Source organism: Sphingobacterium sp. 2149 (assembly GCF_031455655.1).
In the GTDB taxonomy this organism is placed as follows: Bacteria; Bacteroidota; Bacteroidia; order Sphingobacteriales; family Sphingobacteriaceae; genus Sphingobacterium.
This window is the reverse complement of record NZ_JAVDTD010000003.1, coordinates 192,405-214,731: the sequence shown is the minus strand read 5'-3', so window position 1 is coordinate 214,731 and position 22,327 is coordinate 192,405. Positions and strand designations below refer to the sequence as shown.

The following is a 22,327-nucleotide window of genomic DNA, read 5'->3' as shown; positions in this document are numbered from 1 at the left end:
GAGCTGTTGATACACCGGTGTCTGCCCGCTGCAGTATTTGTGTCAATTACTATTGAGTTCGTCTTATGCACTGATATTCACCGAAGAATCCTCTGAGACATTCAAACGACTTTATCTCAGGTTGTTTGTTTGAATTAATATTCTTCATACTAAAGACTAAATGTTATATTAGTACTATCACTGGGGAGATGCCAAGCTAATCATCTTCTTCGTGTTGAACACAATATCAATATAAACCAAATTAAACAATGGAGAGAAAAGAATTTATCCGAAGCACGGGCCTATTGGCGGCATCAGCATTTTTTGCACAGTCTAAAGTATTCGGTTTTCAAGCCGATACAGTCCGTGTGGGGCTGATCGGTACCAACGGTATGGGCTGGTCAAATTTGAATGCGATCTTGCATATACCTGGGGTGGAGTGTACAGCATTATGTGATGTCGATGAAAATGTGTTGCGGAATCGAGTTGAGGAATTAAAGAAGCGCCAGATAAATGTGAAAGCTTACGTTGATTATAAAGATCTTCTGAAAGCAAAAGACGTCGATGTTGTTATTATCGCTACGCCAGATCATTGGCATTGCCTGCAAATGGTTGATGCTATTGCAGCCGGAAAAGATGTATACGTCGAAAAACCAATTGGTAACTCCATTCACGAATGTGAAATTATGGTTGCAGCTGCTAAAAAGCATAAACGTGTTGTTCAGGTCGGGCAATGGCAACGAAGTCAGCAGCATTTCAAAGATGCTATGGATTTTGTCCACAGCGGAAAACTTGGAAAGATACGCCTTGTTAAGGCTTGGGCTTATCAGGGCTGGATGAAGAGTGTTCCAGTGCAGCCAGATGCTTGTGTTCCAGCCGGAGTGCATTATGATAAGTGGCTAGGACCAGCGCCAAAACGAGCATTTAATCCCAATCGCTTTCATTTCAATTTTAGATGGTATTGGGACTACGCAGGTGGTCTGATGACCGATTGGGGAGTACATATGCTGGATTACGCTTTGATTGGCATGAAAGTGTCGGATCCGGTGTCTGTAATGGCCGCGGGGGGTAAATTTGCTTATCCAGAAGACGCTGCTGAAACACCAGATAGCTTAACTACGGTCTATGAGTTTGAGGGATTCAATGTTCAATGGGAGCAGGCAACAGGTATAGATTTGGGGCCTTACCAAAAGAATCACGGAGTAGCATTTATTGGTAATAACGGTACCCTGGTGGTAAATCGCGAGGGCTGGGAAGTTATTCCAGAAAAAGGGCGAATGGATGCTGTCTCTTTTCAACGTTCACAGGATAATGGATTGGACAAGCATATGGTAAATTTTGTCGAAGCCGTTAGAAATAAGTCAGCAGAAGGTTTAAATGCTCCGATAGAAGCCGGTGCGCATATAGCCATTTTCTCGCAGATGGGAAACATAGCGTATAGGTCTAAAAAGAAATTATTTTGGGATAAACAAAAGCGCAGTTTTAACGATAAAGATGCAGACCAATACTTGGCAAAAGTGTATCATAATGGCTATAATTTGCCCAAGGTATAAGACCTGCAAACAACCTTGGTCTATGTGATCTTAGCAGAATGAATTGCTAGCCAGTCTCCCTTACGATAGCAGATAAAGACTGAGGATATGCGCAAAAGTAAGGCAGACGATTGATCAGTCTCCACCATGGATAGCTGCAATGGTTTGAATATCGATTTTCAACACGTGATCCATTGCAGCTATTCTTGCAGAAGAGTATGAATTTTTTCAATAGACGCTTCGTTCTCCAAAAATTCAATATAAGGTAGCAAAGGTTCGAGATCGTTCTTGTCCATTGTTTCTACGTCGTCAAATAAAGCATTTACAAAATCAGCACAGAAGGATTTTCCAAAACTATAGGTGCTAATTCGGGTAAGATCCTCATAATTGATTTCTGTAGCATTCAAATTAAATACAAGTTCAGGAATTTCGTAGTCACCTTCCGACGGATAGCCAATATACTTAAACATGCTTTCCTTCCATACACGAAATAAAATCTGATGGGAGACATGTTTTCCGAAGTATTCGAATACCTTGGAAAGTAGATCGCATGCGGTTTCCCGCTCAAATATGCCCGTAATGCTTTTGTCAATCAATTCGGCATAGGGAATAAAAATTGTGCTCTCAAAATCAACATCAAAATTAGCCGTGAGCATTTTGGGGATAAGTTCTTTGGGCTGGATTCTTAAAAGTTGTCTTGCTGTTAAGGAGGTTAAATTGTGCTTTTGTTCTCGACCGTGGCTGTCGGGGAGGTGTACTGTATGTTCTTTGTCGAGGAGTGAGATGACGAATTTCCAATCTTCGGGCCTTTTGAGAATCCTGCAGTTATGAGCAAGATAGCCGCTCCTCTTGGGGTCGGCCTTCTTATCACCGACAATAACTTCTCCAGGCTGAATAATATGTTCTGGAGGAATTTTAAACCTACGTATATGTACAAAGAGTTCTTCTCCGGCAGGTAATGCAATCGTACCAAATCCTTTGTTATTGTCGAACCATTTGACTGCGCCGATAAACATGGCTGGGGTTGAGTTTTGTTTCAATAGCATAAAGATAAGTAATAAATGCGTTTATTACGTATTGAAAATGAAAAATTGTTCTATATACCATGTTGTTCGAGCCATCGTCCACTTATCCAAACATTTGGTTAAAAGGTAAAAGTATTTACTAGCATTTTACGTTATTTATAACACATTGTTTTTCAGTTTATTGTGTTTGTTAAAGGCCATTTAGTTTATTTTTTGTATCTTTGCAGCGTCGAAAGACAGAAAGGAATAAATTTATTCCGCTACGGCATTGTGCCAGTTGGTACATCCTAGGTTGTTCGTGATACTTGTTAGAGTATTTTTTGAAATGCGCTATTGTGGTGCGTTTCGTCTTTAAAAGATTAGTTTCTTTTTCATCATTGCTCTTACCGAACGGAGAGTAAAGTATGTTAGTTAATAAGTTGATTGGACTGTTATTCGTTGGATTTCAATCAAATGAACTCTACCGGAGTGTTATTTGATTTTAAAAATATAACGTAGGCGTATGGCCTTAGTGGATTACTTATGTCGTTGTGGTTTATTGGTGTTTAAAAAAATTAAGATATGGGTAAAATTAGAAAGGTAAAGGTAAAAGTTGAAGACTTGGTGCTGGTTTTTGGAAAGCAGAAGAAAGAAGCTTTGAAGTTACTAAATGAAGGATGCTCCAAAAAGGAAATCTTGGCAAAGACGGGTTGTACAATTGGCATCAATAAAGCTAATTTCGAAATTTTTGAAGGCGAATTTTTTGTTATCATGGGGCTTTCAGGAAGTGGAAAATCTACGTTGCTTCGTTGCCTTAATCGTTTAAATGAGCCAACTTCAGGCAAGGTATTTATCAATGGGGAGGATATCACGAGAAAAAATAATAAGGATCTTCTCGAAGTGAGAAGGACGGAGATGAGCATGGTCTTTCAGAAATTTGGTCTGTTGCCACATCACACCGTATTGAGCAACGCTGCTTTTGGTTTAGAATTAAGAGGGGAGGAGCGTGAAACACGGGAATCTAAAGCGCAGCAAGCACTTGATACCGTTGGACTGAACGGGTTTGAACAGCAGCTTCCCTCACAGTTATCTGGGGGAATGCAACAACGTGTTGGATTGGCTCGTGCACTTGCCAATGATCCCGAAGTATTGCTTATGGATGAGGCGTTTTCAGCGCTTGATCCGCTGATTAAAACGGAAATGCAAGATCAGTTGCTTGAGTTACAAGATAATTTACAAAAAACGATCATTTTTATTACCCATGATTTGGACGAGGCGATCAAATTAGGCGATCGTATTGCCATTATGAGAGATGGTGTCATCGAACAGATCGGTACAGCGGAAGATATCTTGACAAATCCAGCAAGTGATTATGTTAAAGCCTTTGTCGAAAAAGTCGATCGCAAATCCATTATTTCCGCTGGCTCTTTAATGTTTGAAAAACCGACTGTAGTACGTTTCAAAAAAGATGGCCCTGAGGGAGCTTTACGTAAAATGCGTAGCACAGGAATAGAAATTCTTCCTGTAGTAGATGCACATGAAACCTTTCTTGGTTTTGTACATATAAGTGAAGTCATCCAATCGGCTAAGCGCAAGGAGCTTACCGTCGAATCGATTATTCATACAAATGTTCCAACAGTATCTAAAGAAGTAACTGTGGAAGAAATGTTGCCGCTCATATCTGAGATTAGGTCGCCTATTGCTGTTGTGAATAATGATAATCGTTTATTGGGTATAGTCACCCAAACGTCTTTGATCATTGAAGCAACAAAGTATAATGAAGAGGAAATAATAGAATTAAAAGAGAAAGCAAATAAGTAGTAGAAATGAATAAAGTAATTGATATAGGACAATATATAGCCGTAGCGGTCAATTGGCTAACAGCGCATTTAGAGCCATTTTTTAATCTGATAAAGAATACTGGGAATGCCTCAATTCTTGGATTAGAGTGGATATTAATCACAATTCCCTTTTTTATCATCATCGGTCTTTTTACGGCATTAGCCTGGTGGAAATCAGGAAAGGGGGTTGCATTGACCACAGTTCTAGGTTTAACATTGATTTATTTGATGGGGTTTTGGACGGCTACTATGGAGACCTTGGCATTAGTGTTAGTCGCTACGGCAACGGCATTAGTTATCTCCGTTCCGTTGGGCGTGTGGGCAGCAAAAAATAAATTAGCGGCAAGCATTATTCGCCCCTTACTGGATCTGATGCAGACAATGCCAGCCTTTGCCTACTTGATTCCGGCAGTGTTATTTTTTAGTATTGGTAAAGTACCAGGGGCCTTTGCGACTATTATATTTGCTATGCCTCCAGCTGTGCGTTTGACAACCCTGGGGATTGATGCTGTTCCGAAAGATATCGTGGAAGCTGCGCGTTCATTTGGAGCAACTAATAGTCAGATCTTATTTAAAGTAGAATTGCCTTTGGCTGCAAAAACGATATTAGCAGGAATTAATCAGACTATACTATTGTCTCTATCTATGGTTGTTATTGCCGGAATGATTGCTGCAGGGGGATTGGGTGAAAAAGTACTTGAGGGTATTAACAACTTGGATATTGGTCTTGGTTTTGAAAGCGGATTGTCTGTTGTGATTCTTGCTATTATTTTGGATCGCATTACTCAGGGTTTTGTAAAAAAGAAAGCATAGTATGATGAAAATAAAAAGTATTGTATTTTGTCTGTTCGTGTGTATGTTTACCGCATGCACGACAGGCAGAAATAAAAATATTATCCATATTGGGATGGTGGACGGCTGGGCCGAAGGGGTAGCAATGACACATGTTGCGAAGGTAATTATGGAGGAAAAAGGGTATCGTGTCGTTATTCAACGGGCTACCCCTGATATGATATTAGCCTCCATGAATAATGGTGATACCGATCTATATATGGATGTCTGGCTGCCATTGACTCATGGCAGCAAAGTGGCTAAATTCCCAAATCTTAAAGCGCTTGGAACAAGTTATAACCATGCCCGAAATGGCCTCGTAGTACCAGATTATGTAACTATAGATAGGATTGAAGAGTTAAAAAAACATGAGAAAGAATTTGATAAACGCATCATTGGGATAGAAAAGGGCGCTGGCATCACGCGTGCAATAGACCAAGTAGTCACAGATTATGGACTCGATTATAACCATGTGAATTCTTCTACAGTCGCCATGATTACTGAGTTACAAAACGCGATCAAAGCAAAGCGATGGATTGTGGTAGCTGGATGGCAACCGCATTGGATGTTTGCTAAAATGAAATTGAAGTTTTTGGAAGATCCCAAAAAGACATTGGGCGAAGCCGAGCAAATTAAGATTTTTGCCCGGAAAAACTTTAACGTTGAACAGCCCGAGTTGGCCGTCTTTTTCTCTAAAGTTAGTTTTGACGAATCAACAATGGCAGACTTGTTATCGAAGATGGAAGAAAGCAAGGATAAGGATCGTACCGCAAAGCAATGGATTGAGCAGCATAACAATCTTGTAGCGAGATGGGGTTTAAATTAGTCATAGCGGTGGCATAGTTGCCACCTCATGTTTTTAACTAGAAGCATTAAACGAAATCGCTGTTAACATTTTTGTTAAATGGTGAGCGTATTCTTTAAGTGTGGACGCTGGCAAAAAATGGGATTTGTGTCTCTTGACTCAAAACGTTATTTTTATGGTTTGGATGGGAGTTCATTAAACAGAGGTAAACGTAATGACGAATATGGAGAAGCAAAAAATTATTTTGGTTGAGGACGAGCAGGACGTCGCTGATTTGATTATACAAGGCTTAGGCGAAGATGGTTATCGGGTCATTCATTTGGGTCGGTCGGACGGATTGGAGCAGCTTTTGGCGAAGCAAGATGTTTCCCTTGTGCTGTTGGACATCCTTTTGCCTGGAACTAATGGACTAGATATCTGTAAACAAATTAGGCAATGGGGATATACGGACCTTCCGGTAATGATGCTGACAGCCTTGGGAACACCCGAAAATGTAGTTTTAGGACTTGATAATGGCGCCGATGATTATCTTTCAAAACCATTTAAACTTATTGAGCTGAAAGCGCGTATTCGATCATTGATCCGCCGGCAAAAGTCGATCGTCCAGGCCACGCAGCGTGAGCTTCAACCGTCAAAAGACACCTATAGTTATGGTTTTTTAAGTATCGATGATTATAAAAAAACAGCCTATTGCGACGGCCAGGAACTTAATTTAACAAGTACCGAATATCGTTTGCTCTTATTGTTCATCCAAAGTCCGAAAAAGGTATTTGAGCGAACCGAGCTTTTAGACAAAATATGGGGAATTAATTTTGATATTGGATCAAATGTTGTCGATGTTTATGTGAATTATCTCAGAAAAAAGATTGAAAAAGTAACGAGAAAGAAGGCGATCCATACGGTTATTGGTATGGGATATGTACTAAAAATTGAAGACTGAATATTTCGAAATGCACAATTATAACCGAAAGCTTATCTATCTCATTGCAATTCTAGTCATATACGTGAGTTGTTTTGTTGGCTTTATCTTTTATTCCGTTACGAATTTTGCTTTTACTGATTTTTATAAGCGGCTGGATCTCCGACGAAATATTGCTGCTGAAAAGTTCCTGAACAGTAAATCTGCTTCCCAATCGGATCAATGGAGCCTTGATTTTATTGAGAATCTCAATAATCAGCACGAATTTTTAGTGGAATTTGGTGGCAAGGATTCTATTTTAAGAAGCCAGGGATTCCACAATGAACTTTGGGATAAAATTAGTAAAAAGGGAACGTCAAATTTCAAGTCGGGCAAGCAATTTTATTCAACCAAATATTTCTCGCAAAACGGGCGTCACTATATCGTTGGGGCATCTGCGGAAAATTATTTTTATACCCATCATCTGGCTTATCTCCGGAACTTGCTAATTATAAGCCTGATTTTGGGTATTCTGTTTATTTTCGTCGTTTCGGTTTTCATGAAACGCTCATTCTTAAAGCCAATATTGACCATGATGAAAGAGGTGCAGGCGATTGGTTCCGAAAATCTCTATAAGCGATTGGATGAAGAAAAGTATAAAGGTGAACTTCATGGTCTTGCGCAGACATTCAACCGGATGTTGACGCGGTTAGAGACCTCTTTTGAAACTCAAAAAAACTTTATTAGCAATGCATCCCATGAACTGAACACGCCATTAACTTCCATTATCGGGCAGGCAGATCTTGCCTTATCTAAAGAACGCAGCAATGAGGAGTACCAACGCACATTATCCAAAATTATTGAATCTGCAGAGCATCTGGAGAAAAAAACTAAAGCACTCTTATTGCTGGCGCGTACAGGTTTTGTGAACAACGCGACAGCGTTCAATCCAGTTCGTATTGATCAGATCGTAATGGATGCCGAGCTGACAGTGAAGGCTATAAATGACAAATTTAAGATTATAACAGATTTTAGCCTATTGCCGGATGATAGCATGCGACTTAAGGTGAATGGAAATGAAATTTTGCTGCAGCTTGCACTGTCTAATATTATCAGTAATGCCTGTAAATATTCATCGGATAGAACCGCTTACATCGCATTGGGTGCATTGGACAACAAAGTTTTTATTCTTATAAAAGACAAGGGTATAGGAATACCATCCCGAGAATTGGATCATATTTACGACCCCTATTTTAGAGCTTCGAATACGAGTGGTATCGATGGCTATGGAATTGGCTTACCTTTGGCAAGAAATATCATTAAACTACATGGCGGTTCGTTGAAAGTCAATTCTATTGTAGGCGAAGGGACAACGGTTGAAGTGGAATTACCGACTTATCTGCGATTTTAATCCAGTTTTAATTTCAGCGGTGTTTTTAATCCAATTTTAATGCTGTCGTTAGCTTTCTAATGAAAAGCTAATTTTAGATTCATACCATTGCCATAACTGCGTTTTAACTTTGCTTAAAAAAATAGCATGGCTAAAACAACGCGCATATTAATTCCCAGTGATTTTACGGTTGATTCGCTCGATTTTGTCCGGCAGAGTATAGAAGAGTCGGTAGCCGATCAAATTGATATCATCCTGGTATACGGTAATAAAAGCAGTACTTCAGCAAGTGAATTGCTCGGCATTGGATTGGATGATCAGCTCGATATGCTCCAATCTGAATCTTTCTTAAATGCTTGTCGTGTGCTGTATCAGCGTTATCAAGACCGCCATCTCCATATCTTTGCCGATATTTTATATACAGACAATAAAAATTATCTCCGACATTACCTCCGTGGACAAGCTGTTGACGAAATTAGAATTCCATCCAATTATACCTATAAAAAGAAGACACGTCATTTTTTTAATGTTGCTGAAGCGCTTCGAAATATCGAGGGCCAAATTCGTTCGACCGTACTTTTTAGCGATAAGGGAGATCCCTCTCATCATAAAATGGCACTGACGAATGGATAATCAGCAGAAATTGTCCAACTGTCTTTGGATTAAATCATAATTTTCAAATTATCTATTTTTTATTTTTATGGCGAAATTACACGGCGGACCATCCCCTTTGCAGCGTCTGGTTAGCCTCCTACATCCAGAACGTAAAACAATCAATTATATATTTATTTATGCTATCGTCATTGGTATGTTTAGTCTGACAATTCCAATAGGGATTACAGCGATATTTAATTTTTTAAGCAACGGAGCGATGTATAGTTCTACTTACATTTTAATTGCTTTTGTGCTGTTTGGCGTGGTCATGGCCGGCACGTTACTGATCGGACAACTCACGCTGGTTGAATATTTAGAACAGAAGATCTTTCTAAAATCAGCAATGGAATTTTCGTATCGGCTTCCGCGAATCGATCCGAAAGAATTACTAGGGGAAAATCTTATGGAATTGGTGAACCGATTTTTTGACGTGATCATTATTCAAAAAGGGATTATTAAACTTTTGATCGATATCATTGCTGCAGTTGTAACCATCTTCTTTAGCGTGGTGTTATTGTCCTTTTACCATCCTGTGTTTTTGGCTTTTGGGCTGGTCGTGATCTGTGTTGTTATCATTATATTGGCGCTTTACTATAAAAGGGGATTAAGGACGAGTATTGAAGAGTCCGAATACAAATATAAGACGGTAGCCTATTTAGAATCTGTTGCGGAAAATATAGCGCTTTATCGCGGGGACAAAGCAAAAATGAAGGCAGTTACAGACACTACAGATCATATTGTTGGTAAATATTTAGGAGCTCGAAATGATCATTTTAAGGTCTTAAAAAGGTTTTTTATAGGCTCTGTCATGCTTCGTACGCTGCTATTTGGTGCGATGCTTTTACTGGGATCTTATTATGTTGTTGAGCGACAAATGACTTTTGGGCAATTTGTGGCTGCCGAAGTCGTCATCGTTCAAATCGGTTATGCGATAGAGAAACTGATGACCAATCTAAATACAATTTTTGATATGCTGACAGGGGTAGTCAAGTTAGCGGCGATAACAGATCTTGCGTTGGAGGAGGACGCTGCTAATTATGTGGATTAACAAGGACGAGAAGAGTCAAAAAACAGTTTCGTGGAGAGATCTCTCCCAGGATGCAGTATCTAAACTATTAAAAGAACGTGGATCCCTCGTTCTTGGACGCCTTTTGGTATGCTCAGCGGTTATCTTTGCGCTTGCATTATTTCTGCCGTGGAGGCAGACAATTGCTGGAATAGGAACGGTAACCGCGCTGCGGCCCGAAGATAGACCACAGACGATACAAAATCAAATTGGCGGTCGTATCGAGCATTGGGCGGTTACTGAGGGGCAGGAAGTAAAGAAAGGTGACACAATTTTAGTGCTTTCGGAGACTGCACAATCTTATTTCGATCCAATGCTACCCTTGCGCTTGAAAGAACAATTGCATGCTAAACAAAGCGGTGAGGATGCCGCAGATCAAAAGATGAAAGCCACCGAAGCGCAGATTCTGGCTTTACGCAACGGTTTGGAATTTCAGCTCGAGTCTGCTAAAAATAAGGTGATACAGTCTCAAAATCTCGTGAAAATTGATAGTGCTGAACTCGTTGCGGTTATGAGCTTTTTCGAGACCAGTGAAAAGCGGCTTAAGCGCTACGAAGAGGGGTATCGAGATGGGCTGTTTTCTTTGACAGATATTGAAACAAGACGTCTGAATCTACAAAATGACCGGGCTAAAGTTGTTAGTGCCGAAAATAAGCTTTCAAATTCAAGGCAATCTTTAACCAATGCCCGAATAGAATTAAATAACATTCGTGCAAAATATAACGAGTCATTGGCGAAAGCACAATCTGATTTAAGTTCTGCTTTTTCCTCCAAAGCTTCTGTGCAAGGTGATATTGCGAAACTTAGAAATGAGATTTCCAATATCGATGTGAGAAGAGGACTGTATATTGTTAGAGCTCCACAGGACGGATTTATTGTCAAGACTTTCAAAGCTGGAATAGGTGAAAATATGAAGGAGGGAGAGTCTGTGGCGACATTGCAGCCTAAAACCCCCTTGCTTGCTGTTGAACTGTATGTAAATGCGATGGATGTGCCATTGATAGCACCGGAAAGCGATGTACGGCTACAATTTGATGGGTGGCCATCGATTCAGTTTTCCGGATGGCCTTCGGTGGCAGTTGGTACTTTTGCAGGAAAAGTGTCGGTTATCGATAAAGTCAGCAGTACGAATGGTCAATTTAGGATCTTGGTGCGCGCAACAGCACCGGTGCCTGAAGGGGATGAACCTTGGCCGGCCCAGTTAAATCAAGGGTCCGGAGCATTCGGAAGAGTTATTTTAAATAAAGTCCCTTTATGGTACGAGATATGGCGACAGTTAAATGGATTTCCGCCGAGTTTGGAGCGTGAACCTAAGGATAGCGGAAAAAAATGATTATACTATGTGCAAATTGAATCTCATTTTTATTGTATTGTATGTTTTTCTATGCCATTTGCTTCCCGCGCAGGAAAAGGAGAATACGGCAAGAAAAACGTTCACTTTGGATGATATGGAAGAACTTTTGATGGCAAACCATCCGATTGTAAAACAAGTCAATCTATTGAGTGAGACTGCTAAAGTGCAGGTGATGCAGGCATTAGGTAAGTTTGATCCGACTATCAATGCAAGTTTTAAAAATAAACACTTCGGCAATAAGGAATACTACAACGAGTGGAATAGTGAGCTGAAAATTCCACTTTGGTTGGCTGGAGCCGACCTTAAAATTGCTTACGACAGAAATGTCGGTGACTATACGAACCCTCAATCCAGGACGAACAACGCTGGCCTGTCTGCCGTGGGCTTAAGTATACCACTGGGACAAGGATTGATTATTGATAGCAGAAGAAATACGTTACAGCAGGCAAAAGCAATGATACGCTATTTAGAAGGCGAAAAGATAAAGCAAATCAATAGCATTTGGTTCCAGGCAGTTTCAGACTACTGGAATTGGTATTTTGCCTATCAGCAGTATCAGTTTTTACTTGAAGGTGTAAAATTAGCAGATCAACGCTTTAAGGCTATCAGCGAACAAACGGCCTTGGGTGATAAACCTGTGATTGACTCGGTTGAGGCCTATGTCGTAGTCAAAGAAAGGTGGATAGAGCTTTCGAAGTATGAAGCCGAGTTAAAAAATGCCCGCATTATGTTGTCCAATCACCTTTGGAATGATCAGCAATTTCCAGTGGAACTTCCAGACTATGCAGTTCCTCATAAGGCAGCTGGCGAAATTCTCTTACCGGACAATAAAGTGATCCATGCACTCCTTGATTCAGCTAAAATTGCCCATCCTGAATTGATCAAATTGGCGAGTAAAAATCAACAGCTCGAATTTGAAGAACGCTACCGTAAGGAAATGCTGAAACCAAAACTTACGGTTTCAGGCACATTGATATCGAACCGCCGCAGTTTCAATGATTTTATACCACCACAGTATGATTTCAACTGGCAGAATTATAAACTGGGGTTTGAATTTGCATTTCCCCTATTTATTCGAAGTGAAAGGGGGAAATTAAAAGAAGTGAGAATTAAGTTAGATCAATTACACTACGAACAGGTGGTTACCGAGCGCAACATTTACAATGATGTTATTAGAAAATACAACGAATTAACAGCTTATAGTACGCAATTCGAACTTCATGCTTTAAATGTGAGTAACCAGGAACGTTTACTTAAGGGGGAGTTAAACAAGTTTGAACTAGGTGAATCAACCTTGTTTGTGGTTAATAGCAGAGAAAGCAAACTGATCGAAATGCGCATAAAGCAAGAGAAGCTTTTTACGGATTTTCGGAAGGCACTAGCAGAGTTATACTACAAGGCCGGAACCAAATTTTAATCTGATTTTAATCTTGGTATTCTTTTTAATCTCATTTTAATATCCGTTCGAATATTCTAATAGAAAGTTAATTCCAGATTCATTCGATTGCCATGGTGGCCTATTAATTTTGTATAAAAATAATTGGATATGGCAAAGGCAACGCGGGTATTGATCCCAAGTGATTTTACAATTGATTCGCTTTTTTTTGTTATTCACAGCATCGAACAATCTACAGCGGAAGAGCTTGACATCATTCTAGTCTATGGCAATAAGAGTAGTGCTTCGATCAGTGAACTATTAGGAATTACATTGGAAGACCAACTCAGCAATCTTCAATCCGAAGATTTCTTGAAAGCCTGCCAAATGATCTGTCATCGGTATGAAAATCGTAAGCTAACAATCTATACCGATATCCTCAGCTCGGACAATCTCAATTATTTACAGCATTATTTGCGCGGAGCTCGGATTGATGAAGTCAAAGTTCCAACAGATTATGAATTTGAAAAAAGAACACGGCACTTTTTTGACGTCGGACAGGCTTTGCTTCATTTGAATAGAAGCAAACAGAAGAATGTCAGGATTGTAGAAAAACCTGGAACAAATAAAACAGGGAGAAATGTGTTAGCGGATTTATTTTTTAACAAAAAATGGGATGTTAATTATTAAGAGAAAAATACTGGCAAAATTCAACTTTGTATTGTTGACTTTTTTGCTTTTGGGAGCAAGTTCAATGGTTGTTTTTTATGAAAATCCTGAGCGGCTTTTAGAGGGAGAGTGGGAAGAGCAAGGTTGGTACTTTGAGAAAGTGGAGAAGTCGCCTATGTTTAAAAAGCAGACGGTTATTCATGAAGGAATAAAGGATGCCGCAATAGCTCATCTTCCGCCTTTGCAGGATGGGTTATGGCACTTTGAGAGGATGGGCGATAAAAATTTTATTGCGCATCATGAGGATAAACAATACAACTGGTTTTTGAAGGGGAGGGGGCACATCCTTGAGCTTCGAAAGAATGATGAGCTTATCGAAAGTTTTGTTATTCAGAAACTGAACAAAAACCAATTGGTGCTGCACCTTAATTTGGATATGCAGACAAAAGGGATAGCGCGTATCGTGTTGAAAAAAGGAGGAAAGGAAAAATATGCTGAGAAAATATAGCAATCATAGGACCATCGAAGATAATATTAAGTTGGGAGGGATTACCGCTTTTTCGGCGGGAATGGTCAATGTCGCTTCCGTTATCGTCTTTTTCTCGTTTACATCCAATGTAACCGGTTATTACGCCGTTTTTGCGCAGGAGATAGCGAAAGGAAATTGGTATCAAGGGGCAGTGGTACTGTTTTGGATATTACTTTTTTTGACGGGAAGCATGCTTTCGAATCTTATCATTATCCATGGTAAAGGACGTTTTAGTTCCTACCTGACTCATTCTATTCCCTTGGCGTTGGAAATACTGAGTATATTATTTGTAGGGATATATCTGGATGTATTTTATGAGGATTCCTTAAAAGAAACAGAGATACTTGTTGGTGCACTATTGTTTGCGATGGGACTACAAAATGGTTTAACGGCGAGCATATCAAATTTTGTCGTAAAAACGACACATCTAACAGGGTTGACGACAGATCTTGCAATATTAATTTCGATGTTCACTAAAGAATCAAACCGAAATAATAAGGCATTGGTGGACAAATTTCATTTGCTTTTGAGCATTGTTGGAGCTTATGTACTTGGAGGGCTTTTAAGCGGTATTTCTTTTACCTACTTATCGAATAAAACTTTCTACATAGTCTGTTTCGTTCTTTTAATTATCGGACTGTACGATCATTACAAATTGTATATGCTGAAAAAGCAATTTGTGAATCGTCACCGTGAGGGAGTGGCGACTTAAGTTGGGGGTACTATATAATTTTGTCCAGTTGGTGTGGAAAATCTTCGTTCATCAGCTGTTTATAATTGAGACAGAATTGGTGAAATTTTATACGGGCATCCTCCTGCTGATGTAAGACATACATCGCTCTTACTTGAGAGAATATAGCCTGTTCATTCAAAGGATCCAATAACAATATAGCATGTGCTAACGCAATGCTTTTTTTATAATGATGTCCGAGTTCCGCTTGCTGAAGTTTCGCCAGTAAAATGGGGAGCAAATTTTGTTCAACTTCAGTTTTTAGGGTATCAAATACGGGGTGATCCAATCCCTGCAAAAACTTACCCCGCTGAATGATTTGAGTTAATCTGCTTTCATTGATGTAAGAAGGATCAGCCATTAACTGGATACATGCTACATAATCACAATAGAATTCTTCTGTTGTTTCAATAATAAATCGGCCCTTCATATATACAAGTTCTATTCCTGTAAATTCGCTCAGCACTTTTCTTAAATGGTTGATCGTAACTCCTCTTGAGTTCTTGACCTTATCTTCTGATTTGTCAGGCCACATCATCTGGCTGAAATATGGTGAACTGATACCCGATCGGTGAGATAGGATGAGGCAAAATGCCTGCTTAAGTTTTGTGCTAAATAAATAGGAGACATCCCGTTTGTTTCGGTCAAACGCACGGAACTCACCGAATAGAAAAATTGCATTCGGACGGACAGAATCGTCTTTTTGTGGCAGTTGAGCGGTTACAGCTATTGGATTAGTGATAAGGGCCGTCTCTTCTAGTAGATTAGTTAATTGTCTTTTTCCTCTTCTTTTCCTCCAAATAAAGTAAGTACTCAATCCAAATATTCCCAATACCATCAAGAATAGGAATACCTTGCGATGTGAACCATATCTGGGAAAGCTGTTTAGCTCTGTCAAGGTTATAGGAGTCATGTTTAATGAATAAACCTTTAATGTCGATTGGATATCATCCTTTGATTCCTGAACCAATACTAGGAGTCGGCCTAACTGCTTATCCATATAAAGTTGGGCATGTGTACTTATTTTATCTGAGTAGATCGGGATGGAGTCGCCTACTATGGCAAAACTTCCATCTTGAATCGAAAAGCGATAAAGTTGAATATGTGATTTTGTTAGATACTCTGGATAGCATAAAGCATAAAAGTGCGCTTCATCAGGGAAGACCAAACCTCGGGCTGGTACGATATGCTTATCTTTCCACATGATGTCCCATTTTTTAATGATTTTCTTACTGTTCAAATTAATCTGATAAAAATCATACAGATATTTTCGCCCAACAATATGTTCTCCGGATTCATTGCCCATACCTCCGAATATATAGGCGGTATGATCTTTGGTACCTTTTCCAGCAGTAAGAAAATAACGTGGGAAGATCTTATCACCTGACCATCCCTGTACGGTTTGCCATTTGTTGGAGTCGACATCGTAACGTCTAAATTCATCACTGTATGTCATATTGCCATAGCCCCCGAAAATATAGAACCGCCGATTTCTTTCGTCATAAAAAGAGCCATGATGATTTAGCTCCTTCTTGATCAGGTCGGAGCTTTCAACTCTCCATTTGAAACTTTCAAGATCGAGACTCGCGACTGTAGGACCGAAATAAGATTGCGTATAAAAAAGTTCATAAACATAGAGTTTATTTGTCACGGAGTCGATGAAATTATTTCCTAAAACCAGTTTAACAGGACATGGGTTTTGAAATGCCAACTTATTTGTCTGATTGGTTTTTATATTGTATATGGTTATGGAATCCTGATTAAAATAGTAAATCTCTTTTGTTCGCTGATTGTAACATGAGCCAGCTTGTGACGGTGAACTGTTCGAAAAAATATTTTTCCATTTGTAAGAATCTAGAATCAGCCATGTTGGATTGGAAACGCTCCCGTAAGCATTGCCGTCTTCATCGTGGACAATACCTCCCGCATTCTCCTTTAGTGGAAAGAAGTACTGATGCGTTGCATTTCCAATACGTACATTTTTGATGGACATCATAGGTACATCAATTAGATAATCACTTTTTCCAAAAATAATCCGGGGAGTGTATACTTGTGGTAGCTTGACCCTTGGTGATTCAAACGTCTGATCCTGGATCTTGAGCTTAAATGCTTGCTCTTCAAGATTAAAGGTCAACTGAATGTTTATCCATTCCTCCTTAAACAGGCGCTGTTGATTTATTTTCGCGATGATCAGACTAGTCTTACCTTCTTCATTCAGTCGGAAGATACAATTTTCTCCCTCTTCATCATAAAACAGATTATAAATCGTATTGTTGTCTTTATTCTTGACACGGAAGATATTACCTAATGAGTTTGATGAATAAATGGATAATTCAAATGCTAAGGTAAACTGCTTCTCAAATGAAATATCCTTTTTATTAAATAATTCATAGGAGGTTCGTTTATCTATAGGTTCATGGCCGGCGCTAAACTTGAGCCCCTGAGATAGGGAAAGTATCGGAATTAAAAGCAAAAAAACAATATATAGTGTACAGCGTGGCATAGCACAATCAAAAACTTAAACCAATTCGTCGTCGACAATGAGCTGCTTCATATTACCTGTTGCCCCTTGTCGGCTTTTAATGAAATCGTAACGGTTAGGATATCCCTTATCAATATCTAACAGCGTTAAAAGTATGCAAAAAAAAGCGGCCAATAAAATAAAACCTATGTTACAATCACCAAGTGGCATTTGTATCATTAATGATAATATAAAAACAAATAGCGGGAAGGGTTATCGTTTTATTTTTGCGTTTTAACCCAAATTTAACCCAAAAAATAATCAGTCAATACTACCTTGCGTTCGAATTCCTACAGGTATTTCCGGTAGAAACTCGAACTAATTATAAATCGAAAATCTTACTTATGAAAGTCTTTAAAAAGCTGCAATTTGTTATTGTTGCTTCTGTATCCATGATGATTGTTCCGTATGGATATGCCGAGGCACAAACATCTTTTTCCGTTGCCGATATCAAAAACAGTCACAATATTCAAGAGCAAAACTTACTCCGTGCGATGGAACTTTTTGAACGATCAATGGAAGTTTATTTCTCGGCTGATGGACAAGCTATGTATCGTTTTTATAACCCGGATACAAAGGTGCGCTCCCAAGAAAAAGCAAGTGTATGGATGTATTCCGCCTCGATAGAGGCTGTCAATGCCATCTTAGGTGGTCTCAAGTCGCAGAAAGAAAATGGGAACCATCGTTTATTTGATCAATACTATAAGCGCTATGTTAACCTGTTGGCCCAGCTCCATGGTAATGCAGCCTATTATTTAGGTTCCTTCAACCTTATTTCCTTTACGCAGACACAGGACTGGACAGTTTACGCTGTAGATCGTGTTGGGGAAAAAGGTAAAGCCAATGTAACCGGCGTTCTCAATGTTTATGACGATCAGATGTGGATGATACGGGAGTTGATAGAGGGTTACCGTCTGACTGGTAAAGATACATATCTAAAAGAAGCCGAGTATCTGACTGCTTATGTCCTCGATGGATGGGACTGTACACCCGATAATCGAGGGCATGAAAATGGTGGGATACCGTGGGGACCGGGCTATGTAACGAAACACGCCTGTAGCAATGCACCAATGGTTAGCCCGCTGGTTTGGTTACACGAAATCTATAAATCCAAGAAGGACCTCATAACATACCGGTATATTGATATAAAAGACCAACAATCCCGTCGTTCCAAAACGATTCGGAAGAGCGAGTTTTATTTGGATTTTGCTAAAAGGATTTACGCTTGGCAAAAGGATCATCTATTGAACGATAAAGGTGTATATGATGATATGCTGGGCGATTGTTATCCAGATTGCAGTATTGCCTACGAAATAGTGGATGGCATAAAGTACCGAAAAAACACCCAACTGAGGAAAGCCGTTGGCACCTCTTTTTCCTATAACAGCGGCACAATGATTTCTGGAGCTGCTGATCTGTATCGGGCGACCCAATCAAAAATCTATTTGGAAGACGGCGAGCAGTTGGCCGATGCCAGTTTCCAATATTTTGCTAAACTAGGTTCGCAGGTTCCTGCGCACTATACTTATGCTTCGGATGGATTTAACAACTGGTTTAATGGTGTATTGCTTCGAGGGTTTCTTCAGATTTCTCCAATTTTCAAAAAAGCTGGAAGTTATAAGGAATCGTTTCAACAGAATTTAGACTATGGATATACACGCTTTTTACGTTCAGGCTTATTACCGCAAGATCTTCTCGGGGGATGGCATGCAGACAAAGGTAAAAATAACCTAGAGGGAATGTTCATGTTTGCCTATGCGGCACAGTACGCAATGCTGGCTCACGCTCATGACGGGAAATAACTGGATGAGGTAGAAGATCAACGGAAGCAAGATTTACTTTAGAAACAAATACCAATAAAACCGAGCCTACAAGCTCATGAAATACTTCAAATAGCACAATCACTAGTTAAAACCAATTTATTAAGATGAAAAAGGATATAGGGAAATCGAAGCGGCGACTCAGCACACTGCTTGTGCTGATGGCGCTGGGTATTCCGTCCATCGGATGGGCCCAACAACGGAATGTCAGGGGAAAAGTATTGGATAGTAACAATAAGCCGATTGCTGGAGTGACGATATCGGTTCAGAACGCAGATAGTCGTATAGAGACAACGACCAACGCGGACGGAAGCTATTCCATTAGTGTTCCTGAAGGGAAAAAACTATTATTTAAGTCTCTTGGCTTCAGCGCTAAGGAAGAGGTTACTGATGGGAAATCCACGATTAATGTTGTATTGCAAAGCAATGATATGCAGTTGGAAACAGTTGTTGTAGTCGGTTATGGTACGCAGCGTAAACAATCACTAACCGGTGCCATTGCATCTGTCAAGGGGACAGAAATGAGGCAGACGAAAAACGAAAATCCGCAGAATATGCTAACTGGTCGGGTGGCTGGTGTACGCGTTTGGCAGAAGAGTGCAGAGCCAGGAGCTTATAGTGCAAATTTTGATATACGTGGCATGGGAGCTCCCTTAGTCGTAATTGACGGGGTACCCCGTACAAGTGAAGACTTTCAACGTCTCAACCCGAGTGATATTGAAGACGTTTCGGTACTAAAGGATGCATCGGCTGCCATTTATGGAGTGAGGTCGGCAAACGGTGTGGTACTGGTAACGACAAAAAAGGGAAAGGAAGGGAAGACGAACGTCAATTATAATGGATCTTATACTTTTCAAAGGCCTTCGGGACTGCCTGTATTGGCTGATGCAATCAGTGCCATGACGGTCTACAATGAGAAATCCATGAACAATATCAATGGTGGCAGTCCCATATATACCGATAAAGATTTTGAAGATTTTAGAAATGGGACACGACGTTCGTCCGATTGGACCGGTCTGATCTTTTCAAAATATGCGCCGCAGACTCAACACGATATTAGCTTTTCAGGTGGGAGTAATAAAGTTCAATATTATATTGGGGGTGGTTATTCCTACCAGCAAGGCTTTTTTAAATCAGGTGATCTTAATTATAATAAATACAACTTACGGTCCAATATTTCGGCAGAATTGGCCAAGGGATTGAAACTTGACTTAAATATCAGCGGGATGGCCGATCAGCAAAATAATCCTTACAACAGTGCTGTTGATATCATTCGGAATTATTGGCGTCAGGGTGTATTGTTTCCTGCATACGCAGATCCTGACAATATCTTGTTAAATTATGAGGGACTAGATTTAGAACAAAATACCGTCGCGATGATGGATGCCGCTATTTCCGGCTATCGCAAATTCAAAAAGAAGACTTTTCAATCTTCCGCTGCGTTAAATTATGATTTGAGTAATTTATCCCCTTTGCTTCAAGGATTTTCAGCAAAAGCGTTAATTAGTTACGATTACCGTGCGGATAACAATTCCCTGTTCAGAAAGGAATATTATCAGTATGCATTGAATAAAACAACAGGTAAATATGATCAGAAACTCTATAACTTGAGCAGTCCAAATCAAATGAAGCGGGAGTTTTATGATAAGCAACAGGTATTGGGACAATTTATTTTGAATTATGATCGAACTTTTGCGGAGCAACATAAGCTAGCTGTGCTTGCGGGCTGGGAATCACAAAAAAACGATGGCGATAACTTCTATGGATTGAAAAATCTTGCTTTTGGTTCAGATCAATTGCTCGCTGGTGTAGAAGACGGACAAATGACTTCCATGTATGGCGGAATCGGTGACTACTATAATGAAGCGAAGTCTGCGCTATTTGGACGTGTTAACTATGATTTTGCTGGACGTTATATTGCCGAATTCCAGTTTCGCTATGATGGATCTTCCCGTTTTGCAAAAGGGCATCAATGGGGTTTTTTCCCTTCCGCTTCTATAGGATGGCGTATCTCTGAAGAACCATTTTTCAAATCGATTGACGCACTCTCTTTCGTCAATCAACTCAAATTACGTGGTAGCTACGGTGTACTGGGTGACGACTTGTCAGATTCATGGGATTTTGGTTGGGTGCCTGGGTATGTTTATCCTGCTACAAGCGGAAATGCTGAAAATGGTTATAACAATCAATATGCGCCAGGCTATATGTTCGGTGATAAATACATTACGGGCGTAAGCCGAAAGGCTATCGCCAATGGATTAATTACTTGGTATAAAGCGAAAACCTTCAATGTCGGTTTAGATTTTGAAGGCTGGAACGGTTTATTTGGTTTTACCTTGGATTATTTTGAACGAACGCGATCCGGGCTATTTCAACGCCGTACAAGTGAATTTCCTACGGCAATCGGGGCCATAGCCCCGATGGAAAATGCCAATAGTGATCGTCATATGGGAATGGAATTGGAATTAAAACATCGTAATAAAATCAACGATTTCTCCTATAATATTCGCGCGATTGCCACGGTGACCAGAAATAAATATCTCACAGCAGTTCAAAATGGTCCGTACAAAAACTCGTACGACCGTTGGCGTAATGACAACTTCAACGACCGGTATCAAGGAATACAATTTGGCTATGAATCGGCAGGACGGTTTGAAAATTGGACCGATATCTGGAGCTATCCAATTTATAAGGAACGTGATGTATTGCCTGGAGATTATAAATACCTGGATTGGAACGGGGATGGCGAAATTAACGATCAGGATGAACACCCATTTGCCTTTGACCAAACGCCTTGGGTCAATTATAGTTTGAATATCGAAACTGCGTATAAAAATTTCGATATGAACCTTTTATTTCAAGGCTCAGCTTTGGGGTCAATGGAATATAAAGAACCTCTTTATGCAATATGGGGCACAAACGGAGGCGGAACGCTTGAGCAATATCTTGACCGCTGGCACCCTGTTAATCCATTGGCCGATCCTTATGATCCCACAACAGAATGGGTGCAGGGCTATTATGGTTTCACAGGACGATACCCAAAATCCAATTCTGAATTTAATCGGGTGAGTACAGCTTATTTACGTCTTAAAAGCATTGAATTGGGCTACACCTTTTCGAATTTAAAACCATCCTCCTCATCGATGCGATTACGTGTTTATGCAAATGCTTACAATTTATTTACGATCACAGGCGTGCGATATGTGGATCCCGAACACCCAGACGATAATTTAGGTCGGATGTATCCATTGAATAAAACCTATTCATTAGGCTTATCGCTTACTTTTTAGCAAGCAAAAAATACATTCCGATGAAGCCATCATGATTTA

The 22,327-nt window shown here is 39.9% G+C and carries 17 protein-coding genes; 15 read left to right on the top strand and 2 right to left on the bottom strand.

Annotated elements, in window-relative coordinates:
- Positions 1-248: 248 nt before the first annotated feature.
- Entirely contained in the window at positions 249-1,532 is a 1,284-nt protein-coding gene (locus J2X77_RS05795; protein WP_310079598.1) for a Gfo/Idh/MocA family oxidoreductase, read from the top strand.
- A 179-nt stretch (positions 1,533-1,711) separates the two neighbouring features.
- Here the strand turns inward: J2X77_RS05795 and J2X77_RS05790 are convergent, their stop codons facing one another.
- Positions 1,712-2,557 carry a cold-shock protein gene (locus J2X77_RS05790; protein ID WP_293937855.1) on the bottom strand — a complete coding sequence of 282 codons (846 nt, stop codon included), beginning with the start codon at positions 2,555-2,557 and terminating at the stop codon, positions 1,712-1,714.
- Positions 2,558-3,097: 540 nt separating this feature from the next.
- Here J2X77_RS05790 and J2X77_RS05785 point away from each other — a divergent pair.
- From J2X77_RS05785 to J2X77_RS05730, 12 genes are all read left to right on the top strand, one after another.
- Positions 3,098-4,336: a glycine betaine/L-proline ABC transporter ATP-binding protein gene (locus J2X77_RS05785; protein ID WP_293937857.1), complete on the top strand. Its 1,239-nt coding sequence runs from the start codon at positions 3,098-3,100 to the stop codon at positions 4,334-4,336.
- A 5-nt stretch (positions 4,337-4,341) separates the two neighbouring features.
- On the top strand, positions 4,342-5,169 hold the full coding sequence (locus J2X77_RS05780; protein WP_310079595.1) for a proline/glycine betaine ABC transporter permease: 828 nt from the start codon (positions 4,342-4,344) through the stop codon (positions 5,167-5,169).
- A 1-nt stretch (position 5,170) separates the two neighbouring features.
- Entirely contained in the window at positions 5,171-6,013 is an 843-nt protein-coding gene (locus J2X77_RS05775; RefSeq protein ID WP_293937859.1) for a glycine betaine ABC transporter substrate-binding protein, read from the top strand.
- A 202-nt stretch (positions 6,014-6,215) separates the two neighbouring features.
- Complete coding sequence (locus tag J2X77_RS05770; RefSeq protein ID WP_293937860.1) at positions 6,216-6,932, top strand: response regulator transcription factor; 717 nt, start codon at positions 6,216-6,218, stop codon at positions 6,930-6,932.
- Positions 6,933-6,942: 10 nt separating this feature from the next.
- Positions 6,943-8,301 (top strand): HAMP domain-containing sensor histidine kinase, encoded by a 1,359-nt coding sequence (locus J2X77_RS05765; RefSeq protein ID WP_310079593.1) that lies wholly within the window; start codon positions 6,943-6,945, stop codon positions 8,299-8,301.
- 126 nt (positions 8,302-8,427) lie between these two features.
- A complete protein-coding gene (locus tag J2X77_RS05760) occupies positions 8,428-8,913 on the top strand; it encodes a hypothetical protein (protein ID WP_293937864.1) in 486 nt (161 codons plus the stop codon).
- A 67-nt stretch (positions 8,914-8,980) separates the two neighbouring features.
- Positions 8,981-9,982 carry an ABC transporter transmembrane domain-containing protein gene (locus J2X77_RS05755; RefSeq protein ID WP_293937865.1) on the top strand — a complete coding sequence of 334 codons (1,002 nt, stop codon included), beginning with the start codon at positions 8,981-8,983 and terminating at the stop codon, positions 9,980-9,982.
- Complete coding sequence (locus tag J2X77_RS05750; protein ID WP_209574862.1) at positions 9,972-11,333, top strand: HlyD family secretion protein; 1,362 nt, start codon at positions 9,972-9,974, stop codon at positions 11,331-11,333. The genes J2X77_RS05755 and J2X77_RS05750 overlap by 11 nt, the downstream gene beginning before the upstream one ends.
- Before the next feature lie 7 nt (positions 11,334-11,340).
- On the top strand, positions 11,341-12,771 hold the full coding sequence (locus J2X77_RS05745; RefSeq protein WP_209574860.1) for a TolC family protein: 1,431 nt from the start codon (positions 11,341-11,343) through the stop codon (positions 12,769-12,771).
- Positions 12,772-12,900: 129 nt separating this feature from the next.
- Positions 12,901-13,419, top strand: coding sequence for a hypothetical protein (locus J2X77_RS05740; RefSeq protein ID WP_209574858.1), 519 nt, complete (start codon positions 12,901-12,903; stop codon positions 13,417-13,419).
- Positions 13,406-13,906, top strand: a complete 501-nt coding sequence (locus J2X77_RS05735; protein WP_209574856.1) for a hypothetical protein — start codon at positions 13,406-13,408, stop codon at positions 13,904-13,906. Before J2X77_RS05740 ends, J2X77_RS05735 begins: the two co-directional genes overlap by 14 nt.
- Positions 13,890-14,639, top strand: a complete 750-nt coding sequence (locus J2X77_RS05730) for a YoaK family protein (protein WP_209574854.1) — start codon at positions 13,890-13,892, stop codon at positions 14,637-14,639. The genes J2X77_RS05735 and J2X77_RS05730 overlap by 17 nt, the downstream gene beginning before the upstream one ends.
- 10 nt (positions 14,640-14,649) lie before the next feature.
- On the opposite strand, the gene J2X77_RS05725 is transcribed toward J2X77_RS05730, so the two are convergent.
- Positions 14,650-17,130 carry a kelch repeat-containing protein gene (locus tag J2X77_RS05725; RefSeq protein WP_310079584.1) on the bottom strand — a complete coding sequence of 827 codons (2,481 nt, stop codon included), beginning with the start codon at positions 17,128-17,130 and terminating at the stop codon, positions 14,650-14,652.
- 392 nt (positions 17,131-17,522) lie between these two features.
- Here J2X77_RS05725 and J2X77_RS05720 point away from each other — a divergent pair, with 392 nt between their 5' ends.
- Together J2X77_RS05720 and J2X77_RS05715 are read left to right on the top strand one after the other, a co-directional pair.
- Positions 17,523-18,980, top strand: a complete 1,458-nt coding sequence (locus J2X77_RS05720) for a glycoside hydrolase family 76 protein (RefSeq protein WP_209574851.1) — start codon at positions 17,523-17,525, stop codon at positions 18,978-18,980.
- 125 nt (positions 18,981-19,105) lie between these two features.
- Complete coding sequence (locus J2X77_RS05715) at positions 19,106-22,288, top strand: TonB-dependent receptor (protein WP_310079582.1); 3,183 nt, start codon at positions 19,106-19,108, stop codon at positions 22,286-22,288.
- Positions 22,289-22,327: the final 39 nt, after the last annotated feature.

Bases quoted from the DNA above. Each gene is read 5' to 3' on its own strand.
- J2X77_RS05740 (WP_209574858.1), top strand. From the start codon at position 12,901: ATGGCAAAGGCAACGCGGGTATTGATCCCAAGTGATTTTACAATTGAT.
- J2X77_RS05715 (WP_310079582.1), top strand. From the start codon at position 19,106: ATGAAAAAGGATATAGGGAAATCGAAGCGGCGACTCAGCACACTGCTT.
- J2X77_RS05750 (WP_209574862.1), top strand. From the start codon at position 9,972: ATGTGGATTAACAAGGACGAGAAGAGTCAAAAAACAGTTTCGTGGAGA.
- J2X77_RS05760 (WP_293937864.1), top strand. From the start codon at position 8,428: ATGGCTAAAACAACGCGCATATTAATTCCCAGTGATTTTACGGTTGAT.
- J2X77_RS05775 (WP_293937859.1), top strand. From the start codon at position 5,171: ATGATGAAAATAAAAAGTATTGTATTTTGTCTGTTCGTGTGTATGTTT.
- J2X77_RS05770 (WP_293937860.1), top strand. From the start codon at position 6,216: ATGGAGAAGCAAAAAATTATTTTGGTTGAGGACGAGCAGGACGTCGCT.
- J2X77_RS05785 (WP_293937857.1), top strand. From the start codon at position 3,098: ATGGGTAAAATTAGAAAGGTAAAGGTAAAAGTTGAAGACTTGGTGCTG.
- J2X77_RS05755 (WP_293937865.1), top strand. From the start codon at position 8,981: ATGGCGAAATTACACGGCGGACCATCCCCTTTGCAGCGTCTGGTTAGC.
- J2X77_RS05730 (WP_209574854.1), top strand. From the start codon at position 13,890: ATGCTGAGAAAATATAGCAATCATAGGACCATCGAAGATAATATTAAG.
- J2X77_RS05790 (WP_293937855.1), bottom strand. From the start codon at position 2,557: ATGCTATTGAAACAAAACTCAACCCCAGCCATGTTTATCGGCGCAGTC.
- J2X77_RS05795 (WP_310079598.1), top strand. From the start codon at position 249: ATGGAGAGAAAAGAATTTATCCGAAGCACGGGCCTATTGGCGGCATCA.
- J2X77_RS05745 (WP_209574860.1), top strand. From the start codon at position 11,341: ATGTGCAAATTGAATCTCATTTTTATTGTATTGTATGTTTTTCTATGC.
- J2X77_RS05765 (WP_310079593.1), top strand. From the start codon at position 6,943: ATGCACAATTATAACCGAAAGCTTATCTATCTCATTGCAATTCTAGTC.
- J2X77_RS05735 (WP_209574856.1), top strand. From the start codon at position 13,406: ATGTTAATTATTAAGAGAAAAATACTGGCAAAATTCAACTTTGTATTG.
- J2X77_RS05720 (WP_209574851.1), top strand. From the start codon at position 17,523: ATGAAAGTCTTTAAAAAGCTGCAATTTGTTATTGTTGCTTCTGTATCC.
- J2X77_RS05780 (WP_310079595.1), top strand. From the start codon at position 4,342: ATGAATAAAGTAATTGATATAGGACAATATATAGCCGTAGCGGTCAAT.